At 27.8% G+C, this 16,805-nt stretch carries 18 protein-coding genes; 13 read left to right on the forward strand and 5 right to left on the reverse strand.

Translation table 11 applies throughout. The features are described from left to right. The first annotated feature begins 1 nt into the window (after position 1). The 9 genes from AABJ49_RS12085 to AABJ49_RS12125 all read left to right on the forward strand — a co-directional run bounded on the left by AABJ49_RS12085 (position 2) and on the right by AABJ49_RS12125 (position 9,774). Entirely contained in the window at positions 2 to 2,041 is a 2,040-nt protein-coding gene (locus AABJ49_RS12085) for a glycosyltransferase (protein WP_338378536.1), read from the forward strand. 49 nt (positions 2,042 to 2,090) lie between these two features. After that, positions 2,091 to 3,959, forward strand: a complete 1,869-nt coding sequence (locus tag AABJ49_RS12090) for an acyltransferase family protein (RefSeq protein ID WP_338378537.1) — start codon at positions 2,091 to 2,093, stop codon at positions 3,957 to 3,959. Positions 3,960 to 3,997: 38 nt separating this feature from the next. Then, positions 3,998 to 4,912 (forward strand): hypothetical protein, encoded by a 915-nt coding sequence (locus tag AABJ49_RS12095; RefSeq protein WP_338378538.1) that lies wholly within the window; start codon positions 3,998 to 4,000, stop codon positions 4,910 to 4,912. Between the two features lie 3 nt (positions 4,913 to 4,915). Further along, entirely contained in the window at positions 4,916 to 5,476 is a 561-nt protein-coding gene (locus AABJ49_RS12100) for an L-threonylcarbamoyladenylate synthase (protein WP_338378539.1), read from the forward strand. A 33-nt stretch (positions 5,477 to 5,509) separates the two neighbouring features. Next, positions 5,510 to 5,893: a GxxExxY protein gene (locus AABJ49_RS12105; RefSeq protein WP_338378540.1), complete on the forward strand. Its 384-nt coding sequence runs from the start codon at positions 5,510 to 5,512 to the stop codon at positions 5,891 to 5,893. Between the two features lie 25 nt (positions 5,894 to 5,918). Continuing rightward, the gene (locus AABJ49_RS12110; RefSeq protein ID WP_338378541.1) at positions 5,919 to 7,346 is read left to right on the forward strand and encodes an HD domain-containing protein; all 1,428 of its coding nucleotides are present in this window, start codon (positions 5,919 to 5,921) and stop codon (positions 7,344 to 7,346) included. Next, positions 7,347 to 7,856, forward strand: a complete 510-nt coding sequence (locus tag AABJ49_RS12115; protein WP_338378542.1) for a GNAT family N-acetyltransferase — start codon at positions 7,347 to 7,349, stop codon at positions 7,854 to 7,856. It begins immediately after the preceding gene. A 68-nt stretch (positions 7,857 to 7,924) separates the two neighbouring features. Continuing rightward, a complete protein-coding gene (locus tag AABJ49_RS12120) occupies positions 7,925 to 8,944 on the forward strand; it encodes a COX15/CtaA family protein (RefSeq protein ID WP_338378543.1) in 1,020 nt (339 codons plus the stop codon). A 56-nt stretch (positions 8,945 to 9,000) separates the two neighbouring features. Then, on the forward strand, positions 9,001 to 9,774 hold the full coding sequence (locus AABJ49_RS12125) for a CDP-alcohol phosphatidyltransferase family protein (RefSeq protein WP_338378544.1): 774 nt from the start codon (positions 9,001 to 9,003) through the stop codon (positions 9,772 to 9,774). A 94-nt stretch (positions 9,775 to 9,868) separates the two neighbouring features. On the opposite strand, the gene AABJ49_RS12130 is transcribed toward AABJ49_RS12125, so the two are convergent. From AABJ49_RS12130 to AABJ49_RS12150, 5 genes are read right to left on the reverse strand one after another with little or no spacing between them, the layout of a single operon-like run. Continuing rightward, positions 9,869 to 10,624 carry a LytTR family DNA-binding domain-containing protein gene (locus tag AABJ49_RS12130; RefSeq protein ID WP_338378545.1) on the reverse strand — a complete coding sequence of 252 codons (756 nt, stop codon included), beginning with the start codon at positions 10,622 to 10,624 and terminating at the stop codon, positions 9,869 to 9,871. Positions 10,625 to 10,674: 50 nt separating this feature from the next. Then, positions 10,675 to 11,043, reverse strand: a complete 369-nt coding sequence (locus AABJ49_RS12135) for a 2TM domain-containing protein (RefSeq protein WP_338378546.1) — start codon at positions 11,041 to 11,043, stop codon at positions 10,675 to 10,677. Position 11,044: 1 nt separating this feature from the next. Then, complete coding sequence (locus tag AABJ49_RS12140) at positions 11,045 to 11,344, reverse strand: 2TM domain-containing protein (protein WP_338378547.1); 300 nt, start codon at positions 11,342 to 11,344, stop codon at positions 11,045 to 11,047. A 2-nt stretch (positions 11,345 to 11,346) separates the two neighbouring features. Continuing rightward, a complete protein-coding gene (locus AABJ49_RS12145) occupies positions 11,347 to 12,702 on the reverse strand; it encodes a 2TM domain-containing protein (RefSeq protein WP_338378548.1) in 1,356 nt (451 codons plus the stop codon). Between the two features lie 21 nt (positions 12,703 to 12,723). Further along, positions 12,724 to 13,344: a hypothetical protein gene (locus AABJ49_RS12150; protein ID WP_338378549.1), complete on the reverse strand. Its 621-nt coding sequence runs from the start codon at positions 13,342 to 13,344 to the stop codon at positions 12,724 to 12,726. 185 nt (positions 13,345 to 13,529) lie between these two features. Here AABJ49_RS12150 and AABJ49_RS12155 point away from each other — a divergent pair, with 185 nt between their 5' ends. From AABJ49_RS12155 to AABJ49_RS12170, 4 genes are all read left to right on the forward strand, one after another. Continuing rightward, complete coding sequence (locus tag AABJ49_RS12155; protein ID WP_338378550.1) at positions 13,530 to 14,444, forward strand: glutaminase; 915 nt, start codon at positions 13,530 to 13,532, stop codon at positions 14,442 to 14,444. A gap of 33 nt (positions 14,445 to 14,477) precedes the next feature. After that, entirely contained in the window at positions 14,478 to 14,930 is a 453-nt protein-coding gene (locus AABJ49_RS12160; RefSeq protein WP_338378551.1) for a YciI family protein, read from the forward strand. Positions 14,931 to 15,011: 81 nt separating this feature from the next. Further along, on the forward strand, positions 15,012 to 15,539 hold the full coding sequence (locus tag AABJ49_RS12165; RefSeq protein WP_338378552.1) for a hypothetical protein: 528 nt from the start codon (positions 15,012 to 15,014) through the stop codon (positions 15,537 to 15,539). Between the two features lie 185 nt (positions 15,540 to 15,724). Beyond that, on the forward strand, positions 15,725 to 16,783 hold the full coding sequence (locus AABJ49_RS12170) for a nucleoid-associated protein (protein WP_338378553.1): 1,059 nt from the start codon (positions 15,725 to 15,727) through the stop codon (positions 16,781 to 16,783). The last annotated feature ends 22 nt before the right edge of the window (positions 16,784 to 16,805 follow it).

The raw sequence follows: 16,805 nt of genomic DNA on the forward strand, positions 1-16,805 counted from the left end.
TATGAAGTTGAAAAAAAAAATAAGCCTTTTTTTTAGGAGAAGAAGAAAAGTTAAACAACTTGAAGATAAACTAAAAAACATACAACCTAAAGTACTTACTAAAATTGACAGAACACCTATTTCATTTAAAAGTTCTGAAAATCCAAAAGTTTCTATAATTATTCCTTTTTATAACCAAGAAATTTACACTTGGAATTGTCTTCAGTATTTACATAAGAACTTGACTGATAATTATCCATTTGAAATTATATTAATTGACGATAATAGTTCTGAGAAATATGATTTCACAAATGCTTCTGGAATTAATATTATTAAAAATGAAACTAATTTAGGCTTTTTAAAAAATATTAACAAAGGAATAAACGCTTCCAAAGGCGAGTATGTTTATTTATTAAATAATGACACAGAAGTCTATGAAAACTTTCTAGATGAACTTTTTTATGTCTTTGAGAACCATATGAATGTTGGTGCTGTTGGTTCTATGTTATTAAATCCAGATCAAACATTACAAGAAGCTGGTTCTGTCTTTATGAAAGATTTTACTATTCATCAAATTGTGAGAAACAGAAAACCGTTTTATCCAGAAGTTAATTATATAAGAAAAGTAGATTATTGCTCAGGATGTAGTTTATTATTTAAAAAGCATAAAGATAATGGAGATTTAAATTTATTCGATGAACAATTTGCTCCAGCTTATTTTGAAGAAACTGATTTATGTTTTGATTTAAAGTACAATCAAAATAAAAGTGTTTATTATACACCTTTTTCTAAGGTTTTACATTTTAATGGAATTACATACAACGATAAATCTAAACAAAATCAAGAAAGTAATAACCGTAAAGAAATTTTATTTAAAACGAATCAAAAGAAGTTTTATGATAAATGGAATCAACAAATAAATAGCATTCAAGCTGAATGTGTTGAAGATAGAATTTTAGAAATCAACAACAATAAATCTATTTTATTTATAAACGATACTGTTCCAGAATTTGATAGAGATTCAGGTTCCAATAGATTGAAAGAAATTATGAATGTATTTGTAGAAAAAGGGTACAATGTATCTTTCGTTTCTAAAGATATATTCATATGGCAAGCCTATTTAGAAGTTTATCAAAGAATGGGAATTAATAGTTTTTATGAACATTTGCAGTACAAAGATTATAAATATTTTATTTCAAAATATTGTGCAAATGCTAACTATGTTTGGATTTATGGTCCTAATAGTTTTAAAAATTATTATGAAAAAATTAAATCTCTTTTTTCAAATGCAAAATTCATTTATGATATGGTTGACATTCATCATTTAAGATTTAAAAGAGCATCTGAAATCAACAAAGAAGATAAAAGTAATTTAAAAAACTATTTAGCCTACAAAAAAATTGAACTAGAAGCCGCAAAAGTATCTGATTATACAATTACTATTTCTGATGACGAAAAAGAGTTCATGAAAACATATTGTGATGAAGAAAAACTAATTACAATATCTAATATTCATTATCCTAAAGTAAAACAAACAGAAATAAATCAGTTTGACCATAGAAGTGATATTCTATTCATTGGTTCTACACATCATCCAAATGTAGATGCTATTTATTTTTTATATAATAATATAATGCCAATTGTATGGAAGTCTTATCCAAAAATGAAAGTAAATATTATTGGTAATATAAATACTGTTGTTAAAGATATTACTGATGAAAGATTCATTTTCCATGGTTTTGTTTCTGATATTGAACCACTATTTAATAATGCAAAATTAATGGTAGCTCCTTTATTGATTGGTGCAGGTGTGAAAGGAAAAATCGGTCAAGCTTTTGAATATTACCTACCTGTTGTAACAACTAGTATTGGAGCAGAAGGAATGTTTTTAAAAGATGAAGAAAATGTTTTAATTGCAGATGAACCAAAAGATTTTGCTAACTCAATTATAAAATTATACACTGATGATGTCATTTGGAAAAAACTTTCTCAAAATTCAGAAAAAAGTTTGTACCCTTTTTCTATTGAAAAAGTAAATGATGTTATTAATGAAAATTTTTAATTTTTTTCCAATTATTAAATTTAAAACTAAAAAAACTAAAAACAAATAAATGTCGCAGAAAAAATACTTCCCTCATATTGATGGATTACGTGGAATTGCTGTTTTATTAGTTTTACTGTTTCATCTTGATAATTCCCTTTTCAAAGGAGGATACATTGGTGTAGATGTTTTTTTTGTAATTAGTGGTTACTTAATTAGCACAATACTAATTAATAAAATTGATAGCAATTCCTTTTCATTTAAAGACTTTTATCTGAGAAGAATGAAAAGATTGATGCCTGCAATGCTATTTGTAGTAATATTGACAATAGTAATGGGATATATCATTTTTCCTTTACACTTATTAGAAAAATCTTTAAAATCATCAACTGCATCAATATTATCTTTTTCAAATATATTCTTTTTCAATGAATCTGGTTATTTTGATTCAGGAGCTCATTTAAAACCATTACTTCATACATGGTCATTATCTGTTGAAGAACAATTCTACTTAATTTGGCCTTTTCTATTATTTTTTACTTTAAAAATCAAGAAAAAAATTTATAGGATTTTAGTGTTAACAACTATAGGTGTTATTAGTTTAATTTATTGTGAGTATTATTTAACCATAAATAGTTCTGCTGCATTTTTCTTAACACCATTTCGCGTTTTTGAATTTCTTATTGGAACTTTACTTTTTTGGACAAACAAAATTGAATTTAAATTGTTTATCAAAGAAGTACTTTCATTTATTAGTATTACTGGATTAGTTTTTCTTAGTTATTTTTATGACAATAATGTAGCTTTTCCGGGTGTTAATGCTTTATTACCTTGTCTTTTTTCTGCAATTTTAATACACAATACTGGACAATCAAAATATGTAAGTTTAATTTACAACAATCAACTTATTAGATGGTTTGGTAAAATATCCTATTCATTATACCTTATTCACTGGCCATTTATTGTGTTTTACAAATTTTTATACACTCAAGAATTAGATTTAATAGACCAATTCATTCTATTTATTGCTTCTACTTTTGTAGGATTTCTCATTTACAAATTTGTTGAAACTCAGTATAGAGAAACAAGAAACAACAGCAAACCTTCAAATACAATCATCTATATCATTTCAACAATAGCCTTAATTTTAACAGTTAATTTGCTGATACTTAAATTTGGCTCATTTATTTTCAACACAAAAAACACAACTAACTACAGTTTAAAACAAATAGAAAACGGAAAAGAATTAAGGTTTAAATTTTGTAATGAACAGTTTTTAAATGACATAGCTTTAGAAGAAACAAGTCACAAAGAACAAGTTTTAATACTTGGTGATAGTCATGCACCAGATGCACTTAATTTTTTAAAACTTGCCTATCCAAATTATGATTATAGAATGCTGACAGAAGGAGGTTGTCCACCAATGATCAAGTCAGATTTAAAATTAATTGAAAACCATCCAGTAGAAATAAAAAACAATTGTTATGCTTTAATGGATAAGATTATCACATTAGATTTATCGGGTTATGAATATATTGTAATCAATGTTATGTTTGATTGGTATAAACCTGACAATTTAGTTAATTATATCAAAGAGTTAAAAAAGAAAACTGATGCTCAAATAATTGTTTTTGGTAATTATATAATTCTAAATGATGATTTGGTTAACCATCCCAATTTAGCTAAAAGTTTAACTAATGATGATATTAAAAGTTTAGCATTATATGAAAATGAATTAAAACTTAAATCTAAAGGGCTATACAGATATATTAGTAAAAAGGATTTATTGTGTAAAAATAATTCAAACGACATTAAAGATTGTGTTATTTTTACAGCTCAAAATGCTCCAATGACTTATGATAGTAATCACTTAAGCTTTGAGTTTGCTGAAATAATTTCAGATAGTTTATTAGCAAAAAAAACAAATGTCTTTAATTAGGCACATATATATTATCAAAAGTAAAAACACAAAATCTTATGAAAGCTAAAATAAAAGTCGGATATCTTATTTCATACGATTATAATTATTTAATGAATTCACTTGAAAGCATTTATAAATATGCTGATTTAATTGTATTATGTTATGATAAAGATTTTAAAACTTGGTCAGGAAATAAGTTTTTGATACCAGATAGTTTTTTTGAATCCATAAAAAAATTTGATACAAAAAATAAAATAAAGTTTTATTCTGATACTTTTTATATTCCAGAAAATATTTCAAATCCAATGTTAAGTGAAACAGTACAAAGGAATAAATTAGGTGAATTCATGGGAAAAGGTGGTTGGCATATTCAACTTGATGTAGATGAATATGTTTATGATTTTAAAAAAATGTTTACTTACCTCAAAAAAAGTGCTTTTTTATTAAAAGATCCCATTAACAAACCATATTCATTAATAGCACAATTTGTTGTTCTGTATAAAAAAGATGAAAACGGTTTTTATGTAATAAATCCTATAAATGAAGATTTTTACTTTGCAACAAACAATCCAAAATACATAAGAGCAAGGCAAACAAATTGGACATGTTTGTATACTGATCAAAGAGTACTACATCAATCTTGGGCAAGAGACGAACATGAAATAAAACAAAAATTAGATAACTGGGGACATAAAAATGATTTTAACGGTGACGAATATTTTAAAAAATGGAAAAATATAAATGTCAATAATTATGAAAAATTAATTGACTTTCATCCAGTAGAACCAAAAGTTTGGCATAAATTAGTTTTATTAAAATATAAAGATGTAAAATCATTGATTAAAAATGCAAGCATTTTATTCCCTCAACCTCACACATATTCAATATTGTTAAATTTAAAGAAACAAATGAAGCTTCCTTTTTTATTAAAAGTTGAATTAAAAATAAAAAAGTTTTTATTTGAAAAATAAATCATGAACACAGAAATACACAACGCATACGAAGTAATAAAAGAAGGTGGAATAATCCTTTATCCAACTGATACTGTTTGGGGAATTGGTTGTGATGCATCTAATGAAGAAGCCGTTGCAAAAATATATGCTCTTAAAAAAAGAGAAGAAAGCAAAAGCATGATTTGCCTTATGAATTCTGAAAAAATGGTTTTTAACGTTTTTAAAGACATTCCAGAAGTAGCTTGGGAAATTTTAGATTTGTCGGAAAAACCTACTACTTTAATTTTAGATAAACCTAGAAATGTAGCGAAAAATTTAGTCGCTCAAGATGATACTCTTGCCATCAGAATTGTAAAAGAGCCTTTTTGTTTTAAATTAATGGAACGCATGAAAAGACCTTTGGTTTCTACTTCTGCAAACATTTCGGGTGAACCAACACCAAAATCCTTCAAAGAAATATCATCTGAAATTATAAAAGGTGTAGACTATGTAGTAAATTTGCATCACGAAAAAATTTGCAAAAATCCTTCAACAATTATAAAACTAGGATTAGATAGTCAAGTGAAAATTATTCGTAAGTAATTAAATAACCGCAGATTCGCAGATTTTTTTACAATGGAAGATTATTTACATAAAGAAGAAACATTTAAAATCATAGGAATATTATTTGAAGTTCATAAAAATCTTGGAAAAGGATTTTCTGAAATTGTATATAAAGATGCTATCGAGTTTGAATTTAATGAAAATAAAATTCCTTTTGAAAGAGAAAAAGAATTTTCAGTGAATTACAAAAACACAACCTTAAAACACAAGTTTTATGCTGATTTTGTGGTTTTTAATAAAATTATTCTAGAAGTAAAAACAGTTGATTGCTTTAACAACAGTCATTATAATCAGTGTTTAAACTATTTACGAGTATCTAATAATGAATTAGCTTTATTAGTTAATTTTAATTCTATTTCACTTGAATACAAGAGAATTGTAAGAACAAAAAAATAAAAATCTGCGAATCTGCGGTAAAAAAATGAATTACACAAAAGCTCTAAATAACCCAATTTTTAAAATCATTGCAAAGGCAAGTCAAGAACTTAATGTTGAAACTTATGTTATCGGTGGTTTTGTTCGCGATTTTCTCTTAAATAGACCTTCTAAGAAAGATATAGACGTCGTTGCTGTTGGAAGTGGTATTGATTTAGCTCTTAAAGTTTCTGAGCTCTTACCAAACAAACCAAAAGTCCAACTTTTTAAAAACTACGGAACAGCAATGCTTCGTTACAAAGACACAGACATCGAATTTGTAGGTGCTAGAAAAGAAAGCTATCAAACAGAAAGTCGAAATCCAAAAGTTGAAATTGGAACGCTTCAAGATGATCAAGAAAGAAGAGATTTTACTATAAATGCTTTAGCTTTTTCTTTGAATGAAAACAATTATGGTGATTTAGTTGATCCATTTAATGGTGTTTCAGATTTGGAATCTAAAACCATCAGAACACCTTTAAATCCTGATATCACTTATTCTGATGACCCTTTACGAATGATGCGTGCAATTCGTTTTGCAACACAATTGAATTTCGAAATCGAGGCTGAATCTTTAGAGGCTATTTCAAGAAATAAAGAACGAATTTCAATCATTTCTGGAGAACGAATTGTAGACGAATTAAACAAAATTCTTTTAACAGACAAACCTTCAATTGGCTTTCTACTTTTATACAAAACTGGACTTTTAGACATTATCCTTCCTGAATTAACTGCATTAAATAATGTAGAAGAAATTGAAGGTCATACCCATAAAAACAACTTTTATCATACCTTAGAAGTTGTAGATAATATTTGCCCAAATACTGATGATGTCTGGTTGCGTTGGGCTGCTTTGTTGCACGATATTGGAAAAGCTCCCACAAAAAAATTTAGTAAAAAGAATGGATGGACATTTCATGGACATGAATTTTTAGGGGGAAAAATGGTAAAAAAAATCTTCATAAGATTACACATGCCACAAAACCAAAAAATGAAGTTTGTCCAAAAAATGGTTATGATGAGCTCGCGTCCAATTGTTTTATCAGAAGATATTGTCACCGATTCAGCTGTTAGAAGATTGATATTTGATGCTGGTGAAGATGTTGAAAATTTGATGACACTTTGTGAAGCTGATATTACTACTAAAAACCCTCATAAATTCAAAAAATACCATAACAATTTTGATATTGTTAGGCAAAAAATTGTCGAAGTTGAAGAACGTGATCATGTAAGGCAATTTCAACCTCCTATTTCAGGTGAAGAAATCATGGAAATTTTCAATCTAAAACCTTCAAGAGAAATCGGTGTTTTGAAAGAAGCTGTTAAAGAAGCCATATTAGAAGGAGAAATTCCTAATGAATATGAAGCTGCTTACCAATTTATTTTAGTAAAAGCAGCTAAGATGGGTTTAACTCCTATTCAAAAAAACAAATAAATGACATCTTTTACTTTTAGAAAAGCAACCTTAAAAGATAAAACTGCAATTTGGAATATTGTTCAAGATGCTATTTTAAGAAGAAAAAAAGATGGCAGTTCACAATGGCAAGATGGTTATCCTAATGAAGGAATTATAGAAAATGACATAAAAAGCCAAGCAGGATACGTTTTAACAGATGAAAATATTGTTATTGGCTATTGTGCTGTGTTAATCAATAACGAACCTGAATACGAAAAGATTATAGGAAAATGGATTACAAATGAAGATTTTGTAGTGGTACATCGTATTGTAATTGACACTCGTTATTTAGGCAAAGGCTTGTCAAAAGTTATTTTAAAAAACATTGAAAATCATGCCCTAAATAACAATATTAAAAGTATTAAAGTTGATACTAATTTTGACAATATACCCATGATGAAAATTTTTGACCAAATGGGTTATATCTATTGTGGTGAAGTCTATTTTAGAGGTAGTCCAAGAAGAGCCTACGAAAAAGTTCTTTCCTAAATTTTATGATTTGTTTTTTGAAGTTAAAGTAAAAAAACAAGTAATTTTGTAATAAATGAAATCAAGTAATGAAAACGAATAAACCAGTCATCATTTGGCTACTTTCAGGATGTGTGTTGTTATTTATCATGGTAATGGTTGGAGGAATTACGCGTTTAACCAATTCTGGTTTATCGATGACCGATTGGCATTTAGTTACCGATACATTTCCTCCTTTAAGTGAAGAAAAATGGGTGGATGCATTTGAAGAATACAAGAAATTCCCTGAATACCAAAAAATTAATATTCACAACGATTTTACACTTTCTGATTATAAATTCATTTATTTTTGGGAATGGTTTCACCGTTTTATTGGACGAATTATCGGTATAGTCTTTATTATTCCTTTCTTTTATTTCTTAATCAAAAAGAAATTAGATTCATCAACCATAAAAAAATGCATCATCTTATTATTGATGGGTGCTTTTCAAGGCTTTTTAGGTTGGTTTATGGTTAAAAGTGGTTTAATTGACAATCCAGATGTGAGTCATTTTAGATTGGCTTTACACCTAACTTTCGCATTTATTACCTTCGCTTACACACTTTGGGTTGCTTTGGATTTAATTTATCCAGAAAAAAACGAAATCTATAAATCACTCAGAACAATTGCGAGAATAGCTTTTGTAGCTTTAATCATCCAAATTATTTATGGTGGTTTTGTTGCTGGTTTAAACGCTGGTTTGGTTCATAATCATTGGCCTTTGATGAGTGATGGGCAATTCATACATGATAGCGTTTTTATTGAACAATCTACCTTATTTAAAAACTTGGTTGAAGGGAAAAGTGGTGTTCAGTTTGTTCATAGAACATTTGCTTATGTTGTAGTTGCTTTAATTGGTTATTTATATTACAAGAGCCGAAAAATCAACTTAAACACTACTCAAAAGAGAGGAATGAAAGTGCTTTTATCATTTGTATTTCTACAATTCATTCTTGGTGTTTTCACTTTACTTTTTCATGTTCCTTTGTGGTTAGGATTGACGCATCAGCTAATGGCTTTTTTACTTTTATCAGCAATGACTTTTGTGTTGCATCGTTTATCTAAATAAAAATAGTATATTTACTATTCCGACTATATTGTCACATTTCTTTTTGATTATTATGAATGTCAAAACTTGCCGAAAAAGATAAATTTTTAGATTTATCAGACTATGGAAGACCTTTTGGAAAAGCCTTTGCTTTGCTATTAAAGAATACCAAATTCACTCCAATTCATGTAACTTTACTTTTCGGAATTTCCGGATTAATTGCTGTTTTTTGCATACTAAATCATTACTATTTTGCAGCTGGATTCTTCCTGATTTTGAAGTCCATTATTGATGCTGCAGATGGCGAATTAGCCCGTATAAAAAATACTCCTTCTTACACTGGAAGATACCTTGATAGTGTCTTTGACATTGTCTTAAATTTTATGTTTTTAATGGCAATTTACTATGTTTCAAACACCTCTTTTTGGCTTACAATATTAGCTTTTTTTGGTATACAATTACAAGGAACTTTATACAATTATTACTATGTAATTTTAAGAAATAAATCAGTTGGTGGAGACGCAACAAGTAAAATTTTTGAATACAAATCTCCTAAAGCTTTGCCTGGTGAAACTCAAAAATCGGTTGATATTTTATTCAAAATTTACACTGTTTTTTATGGTGGTTTTGATAAAATAATTCACTTTTTAGATAAGAATGCTTACAAGGTAAAAACGTTTCCAAATTGGTTTATGACTTCATTATCTGTTTTTGGATTAGGTTTTCAACTGTTGATAATTGCCATTATGTTACCTTTAAATTTGATAGAACTCATTATTCCCTTTTTCGTTGTTTTTACCTTAATGATATTTGTATTCATTGGTATTAGAAAACGCTTTATTAAGGCTTAAAATAGCGATAGATAATTCTTATAGTAATAGGTTAAAATATTATTTTTCAATATATTAAATAAAATTATATAAACAAATAATTGAATATCTAATTTTACCCAATCCAAGACTTAAAATCAGAAACTTTTTCTCTAGAAACGATTACTTCTTCTTCTTTGTAAGAAGGTAAAATCACTTTTAATCTTGAATTACTATAAACCTGAATCTCTTTAATTGCTTTCAACGGAACTATAAATTTTCGACTTACGCGATAAAAATCTTTTGGATTTAACTCCTCTTCTATATGTTCCAAAGTTGTATCTAAAAGGTAATTTCGATTTTCAAAAGTGTGCAAATAAGTACCTTTATTTTCGCTATAAAAACACTCAACCTCATCGATAGAAATCACTTTGAGTTGCTGACCAATTTTGACAGAAAATCTATTTTTATATTCTTTAGTTTCTGAACCTAAAATCATCTTCTTGATCATGTCAAAATCCAAATTAGAAACTGTGTTTTTTTGGACTTGATTTTTAAATTTATTTATGGCAATTTCCAAGTCAACATCATCAATAGGTTTTAACAAATAATCGATGCTATTTAGCTTAAAAGCACGCAAGGCATATTCGTCATAAGCAGTAGTAAAAATGACCGCACTTTTGATGTCAATTTGCTCAAAAATTTCAAACGATAATCCGTCCGAAAGTTGAATGTCTAAAAAAATTAAATCAGGATGATTGTTGTTTTGAAACCATTCTATTGATTCCTCTACAGAATGTAAAAGTGTATGTACTTCTAAACCCAATTTTTCAACTTTTCGTTGCAACAATCTTGCTGCTGGTTTTTCGTCTTCGATGATTATGATATTCATGTTTTTTAAATTTTAATCTGCATACTAATTACTGAACACTGACAACTAATCTATTCCCATTTGTTATTTTTCTCTTTCTCCATCAACTCCTTAATTTTTCGTTCTTCCCAATCACTTCCTAAAATCATTCCTGGTAAAAAAACAGATAATCCATGAGCTAACAATCCAATTCCCCAAAAGAAAGCTGTTATAAAATTATGCCATTGAAAATAACTTTCTCCTTCTCCAAGATTTTGATAATTAATTACTACAAACATTAAATTGATAACTAAATAAACTAATGCATGAGTATAAAAACCCTTTATTCGTTTTACTCTTTTTAAAGCTTCATAATATTTAGCATCTTCTGGATTTGTTGGTATATAATTTTTAAAATCTCTTCTATCCATTCTTCTTTGTGTTCTGTCTTCTATACTCATCTTATTTGAATTTATTATTTAACTTTTCTTCTTCCATGAATTGTTTAATCTTTTTTTCTTCCCAATCTTTATTAAAAAATGGAAAAAAGTTAAACACTCTCATTCCATGTAATAAGACTCCAATTCCCCAACCAAGCAAAGTCCAAATGAACCATAGAACTTCTGGAGTATATTTAAGGTTGATGTATATTATTATAATCATTACTACTACAAAACTTAATAAATGACTATAAAACCCTTTTATTTCTTGTACTTGTTTTTTAGCTTTTTGATAACGTTCAAAATCATTATTCTTTTCCATAATTAGTTCCATTTTGATTCCTCTTTATTTTCTTTTTGTAAAATTTCTTGAATTTTCTTCTCTTCCCACGATTTTCCATAACCAAAAGTATCAAAGGCATGAAAGGTTAAACCTAATCCCCAACCTAACATTGGAAACCAAAACCATTGAAAACTTGATGTGTTTAAATTAATTATGATAAGAATAGGAATAACACAGCAATAAGAAATTAAATTTCCATAAAATCCTTTTAATTTTTCTACTCTATCTTTTGCTCTATCATAAGCTGTTTGTTCGTTGTAATTATAATTTGTTTCCATAACTGATATTTGTTTTGTTAATATGGGAAGTTTTAACTTGAAGTATTCGTCTGTATCTTCAACTATAACATTTCGTTTAGATAAAATTGCATATCTATTTACAATGTTTTGAAGCCCAACACCTCTTCTATTTTGTAATACTTCCTTTTTTTGTTTGTTATTTTCTATTATTAATTCATTTTGAATTATACCAATCTTAATGTGTAAAGGTTTTTTTTCGCTAACTACATTGTGTTTTATGCAATTTTCTAATAATAATTGTAACGATAACGGAACTACTTTTGCATCTTCATTGTCAAAATTTTCTGGAATTTCAAAAGTTATACTGTCTTCAAATCGCATTTTCAATAAATTCATGTAGGTTTTTGCAAAAGCTAATTCTTCTGCAACTGTAACCAATTCTTTATCCTTTTGTTCTAAAACATATCTGTAAATTTTAGATAAAGAAGTGGTGAATTTTTGTGCATTTTCTGGATTTTCTTCGATCAATGAACTCAAAACATTTAAACTGTTGAATAAAAAATGAGGATCAATCTGGTTTTTTAAACTCTCAAACTTGGCTGAAGCTGTTCCTGCAATAATCTTTTGTTCTTTTATTTTATTTTCTTGCGATTTTCTATAAAAATAAATTAAGTGAAAGATTAAAGTAATTATTAGAGTAATCAAAAGTGAAATTAAATAGAAACTAAATTTTTCTTCCCTAATAAATTTTTCGAATGATTCCCTGTAAATAATAACTTCTGTAGTATATCTAATACAAAAAATACCGAACATGGTTAAAAGCACACTTCCTATAGCACTAATAAAAAATCTATATCTACTATATTTTTCCCATCTAACTTTATTGTTCAAATAATCAAAATAAGTACCATTAATTATTGATAATACTACACCATAAACGCAATAATAGCCAAATTCTACTAACAAATCGTTATTAAATTCCGGTCTTCTTCCAAAAGTATATTCAATACCAATTATTACACAAAAAATTACAATACTAATGATAAGTCCTTTGAATAAAGCTTTTATTATATTTTGAATTATTTTCTGAATTGTCATGATACGTTTTTTAAGAATTTATTATTTACACGCTGCTAATACTTCCTTAGCTCTATCTAATCCCCAATTGGGATGAAAAGGTGTTTCTAATTTAAAACTTTCAAATAAAGGTATTGCTTTTGCAATTTGCTCACACATTGGTGATGTATCTTGACCGAAAAACTTGGCTGAACCCATTTCAAATTCTGCTTTAGAGAACATTACTCTTGGATTTTCAGGAGCTATTCTTGTTGCTTTAGCATAAATGTCTTTTGCCATAATTGAATATTTCATTCCGTTTTTCATAGGATCTAAAACAATCCAACCTGTATAAATCATTCCTTGTAAAACTAATAGCTCTGGGTTTTGATTATCATTACTTAATTCTATATCTAAAGCCTTTTGAGCTGAATCTAGTAACGAAGTAACTTTTTCTTTATCTTGTGTTTGAAAAGAAGCTAAAGTGTTAACTAATGCTGCATAATAGTTCGGTAACCAATTGTCTTTTTCAACTGAAGCTAAATTTTCAAATACTGCAACAGCTTCAGTATTTTTTCCAGTTTGCCATAAACTCATTCCATTTTTCATTTCAATTTCATAATTAGATTGAGCTGAAACTAAACTACAAACTAAAATGGCGATAAATGTGATAATTTTTGTCATAATTTCTAAAATTTAAAGTTAGTATTTCTTTTTTGATGAGACAAAGTTGCATTAGATTAATTCATTTTTAAAAATGTATTAACCGAACTGTTGTTTTTTGAGGATGAATTGTAATTTTATAGTGATTTAAATTTTTCAGAAGTTAAAATTGACATCGAATTAGTACATTTACAAAAACATTACTCATGGAGTACCAACAAATTTTAAACTCAATATATAACGAAGTTAAGCTACTAGAAAACAAGGGTTCTATTGCAGATTACATTCCTGAATTAACTAAAGTTAATGCTTCTAAATTCGGAATTTCATTAATTGATAACCAACAAAACATTTATAATGTAGGAAATGCAACTGAAAATTTCTCGATTCAAAGTATCACAAAAGTTTTTACAACTGCATTAATTTTTTCTAAAATAGGAAATGATTTATGGAAAAGAGTCAATTTTGAACCTTCTGGAAACGCTTTTAATTCTTTAGTTCAGTTAGAATATGAAAACGGAATTCCAAGAAATCCTTTTATAAATGCTGGTGCTTTAGTTATTGCCGATTTAATGTTAGAACATTTTGAGGATCCAAAAACATATTTTTTAAATTTTGTAAGAACATTGGCAAATTCAGAAAACATTAACTACAATTCAAAAGTGGTTTCTTCGGAAAAAGATACAGGTTTTAGAAATGCTGCATTAGTCAATTATATCAAATCCTATGGCAATATTAGAAACAATCCAGAAGATGTTTTAGATTTTTATTACCATCAATGTGCTTTAGAAATGAATTGTGAAGAATTAGCCAAAAGTTTTCAAGTCTTTTCAAATAATGGAATAAATCCATATAATAACGAGCGTTTACTTACTTCAAGTCAATGCAAAAGAATGAATGCCTTAATGCAAATGTGTGGTTTTTATGATCAAGCTGGAGAATTTACTTTTAAAGTAGGTTTACCCGGAAAAAGTGGTGTTGGTGGTGGCGTTACTGCTGTTTTTCCAAACAATTATACCGTTGCTGTTTGGAGTCCAAAACTAAATAAAAAAGGAAATTCTGTTTATGGATTAGAAACTTTAGAACGATTAACCACAATCACTGAAGCCTCAATATTTTAAATTTCTACTTTCAATTTAAACAAATTAACGATTATGAAAAAAATACTTTTTATTCTTTCAATATTTATTTATACATCAAGTTTAGCACAAACAGAATCTACTTTTGATGAAAAGCTAGCAAAAGAACTCGGTGCTGATGAATATGGCATGAAAACCTATGTGTTTTGCCTTTTAAAAACTGGAACTAACACAAAGGCTACCGAAAACGAACAAAAAATAGCTTTTGAAGGTCACATGCAAAACATGAATAAATTAGTTAAAGAAAACAAATTAATAGTTGCTGGACCTTTTTACAAAAATGAAAGAAATTACAGAGGAATTTTTATTTTTAATTGTTCAACAATCGAAGAAGCTGAAGAATGGGTTAAAACCGATCCAGCTATAATAGCGAATCTTCTCGAAGCTGAACTAACACTTTGGTATAGCAGTGCTGCCTTAATGAAAGTTGATGAAATTCACGATTCGATAGCTAAAACTAAAATCTAAAATCTTATCAACAAATCCATTTTTGACAAAAGTAGTTTCTTAAATAATACTTACTTTTGCCATTCATAAAATTTCAAACCAATGATTTATAAATTTAGAGCTATATTAGATACTAAAGAAGATATTTTTAGAGATATTGCTATAGAAAAAACAAACACTTTAGAGGATTTACACAACGCAATTGTCAACGCTTTTGGTTTTGACGGAACTGAAATGGCTTCATTTTATATGTGTGATGATGAATGGAATCAAGAATTTGAAATTCCACTATTTGACACCGGAGAAACTGAAGGTGAAGTGAGAACAATGAATGAGTTTATTCTTGAAGATAATTTAGACAAATACCACACAAAAATTATTTACGTTTATGATTTCTTAAACATGTGGACTTTCTACGTGGAATTAGCCGTAATTGAAGATGAAAAAGAAGAAGGTGTAATTTATCCAGCTTTATTATTCTCTCAAGGTGAAGTTCCTTTAGAAGCGGAAGACAAGTTATTTCAAGCTGAAGGCAGCTTAGATGAAGATGATTATGACGAAGATGATTTAGATATGTTCGAAGGTGATGACAGCTTTGAAGATTTTGGTTTTGAAGAAAATTGGAATTAAACTTTTAGGTTAAAAGGTTATGAGTTTATAAGGTTAAAAGGTATTGTGGAATTACATACTTTTAAAAATATAACTTTATTTAATCTTTTTTTTTACTCAAAACCTTCTAAATTCTAATACTCTTAATTTTCTACACAAACCCTTTTAAACTCTTAACCTTATAAACTTATAACCTTTCCTCACAAATGATAAACCTATTCAACGCCCACATAGACAATCTTTCCATTCATAGAGTTGGAAATAAAAGCCGAAACGAAGCCATCTTTTTATCTGAAAACCCTTATGGTTTAAATGATGAAATTATGCCTTTATTAAAAGAATACTTCTTTAAACCTTTTCGTGAAAAAGAAGAAAACTACTTTCAATTTGCTCATGATGTGGATTTAGAATATAACGATATGTTCAACTTAGCTACTGAGATTTTTACTAATCCAAGTGAAGTTCATAATGTATCTAAAAAAATAACAACACATTTGTTTGAGCAATCAAATCATCCGCATATTAAAAATGGTGAAGTTTATGTTGCTTACTTTTCAAATGTTTCGATTGACAATAATGTTGTCGATGCCATTGGTGTTTTCAAAAGTGAAGTACAAACAGATTTCTTGCAATTTGAAGAAAACGGAAGCAATCTTGAAATGATTTTACAACAAGGAATTAACTTGAATAAGTTGGATAAAGGTTGTATTATTTTCAATTATAAAAAGGAAGAAGGTTATAAAATTTTAACCGTTGATAGCAATAGATATGATGCTCGTTATTGGTTAGAACATTTCTTATCTGTTGATGCTTTTCAAGATGAAAATTTCATGACTAAGAAGTATTTAAAATTCTGTCAAGACTTTGCTAAAGATGTAGTTTTACCTGCAGAAGACAAACAACAAGAGGTTTTATTCATGAATAGAGCTATCAATCACTTTGCAAAAAATGACGCTTTTGAAGAAACTGCTTTCTTGAATGAGGTTATGGAAAACCCAGAATTTATTCCAGAATTTAAAAACTACAAAGTAGATAAAGGTGAAAAATATAGTATTGAAGACGTAACTGATTTTCCTATTGCAAATGCAGCTGTGACTGATGTTCGTAAGAAATTGAAAAACACCATTCATTTAGATACAAATGTTCAAATTAAGTTAGACTTTGTAAACTCTGATTCTGCTCAAAAATTTGTTGAAAAAGGTTGGGACGAAGAAAAACAAATGTATTATTACTTAGTTTACTTTAATAAAGAACAGAAAGTATAGTATTCACTGTTCAGTTTATAGT

Origin of the sequence: uncultured Flavobacterium sp. (assembly GCF_963922255.1) — a bacterium.
GTDB lineage: Bacteria > Bacteroidota > Bacteroidia > Flavobacteriales > Flavobacteriaceae > Flavobacterium.

Coding starts and splice junctions, on each gene's coding strand:
- AABJ49_RS12125 (WP_338378544.1), top strand. CDS start 9,001: ATGTCAAAACTTGCCGAAAAAGATAAATTTTTAGATTTATCAGACTAT.
- AABJ49_RS12105 (WP_338378540.1), top strand. CDS start 5,510: ATGGAAGATTATTTACATAAAGAAGAAACATTTAAAATCATAGGAATA.
- AABJ49_RS12115 (WP_338378542.1), top strand. CDS start 7,347: ATGACATCTTTTACTTTTAGAAAAGCAACCTTAAAAGATAAAACTGCA.
- AABJ49_RS12120 (WP_338378543.1), top strand. CDS start 7,925: ATGAAAACGAATAAACCAGTCATCATTTGGCTACTTTCAGGATGTGTG.
- AABJ49_RS12140 (WP_338378547.1), bottom strand. CDS start 11,344: ATGGAAAAGAATAATGATTTTGAACGTTATCAAAAAGCTAAAAAACAA.
- AABJ49_RS12145 (WP_338378548.1), bottom strand. CDS start 12,702: ATGACAATTCAGAAAATAATTCAAAATATAATAAAAGCTTTATTCAAA.
- AABJ49_RS12095 (WP_338378538.1), top strand. CDS start 3,998: ATGAAAGCTAAAATAAAAGTCGGATATCTTATTTCATACGATTATAAT.
- AABJ49_RS12170 (WP_338378553.1), top strand. CDS start 15,725: ATGATAAACCTATTCAACGCCCACATAGACAATCTTTCCATTCATAGA.
- AABJ49_RS12135 (WP_338378546.1), bottom strand. CDS start 11,043: ATGAGTATAGAAGACAGAACACAAAGAAGAATGGATAGAAGAGATTTT.
- AABJ49_RS12150 (WP_338378549.1), bottom strand. CDS start 13,344: ATGACAAAAATTATCACATTTATCGCCATTTTAGTTTGTAGTTTAGTT.
- AABJ49_RS12100 (WP_338378539.1), top strand. CDS start 4,916: ATGAACACAGAAATACACAACGCATACGAAGTAATAAAAGAAGGTGGA.
- AABJ49_RS12090 (WP_338378537.1), top strand. CDS start 2,091: ATGTCGCAGAAAAAATACTTCCCTCATATTGATGGATTACGTGGAATT.
- AABJ49_RS12110 (WP_338378541.1), top strand. CDS start 5,919: ATGAATTACACAAAAGCTCTAAATAACCCAATTTTTAAAATCATTGCA.
- AABJ49_RS12155 (WP_338378550.1), top strand. CDS start 13,530: ATGGAGTACCAACAAATTTTAAACTCAATATATAACGAAGTTAAGCTA.
- AABJ49_RS12130 (WP_338378545.1), bottom strand. CDS start 10,624: ATGAATATCATAATCATCGAAGACGAAAAACCAGCAGCAAGATTGTTG.
- AABJ49_RS12160 (WP_338378551.1), top strand. CDS start 14,478: ATGAAAAAAATACTTTTTATTCTTTCAATATTTATTTATACATCAAGT.
- AABJ49_RS12085 (WP_338378536.1), top strand. CDS start 2: ATGAAGTTGAAAAAAAAAATAAGCCTTTTTTTTAGGAGAAGAAGAAAA.
- AABJ49_RS12165 (WP_338378552.1), top strand. CDS start 15,012: ATGATTTATAAATTTAGAGCTATATTAGATACTAAAGAAGATATTTTT.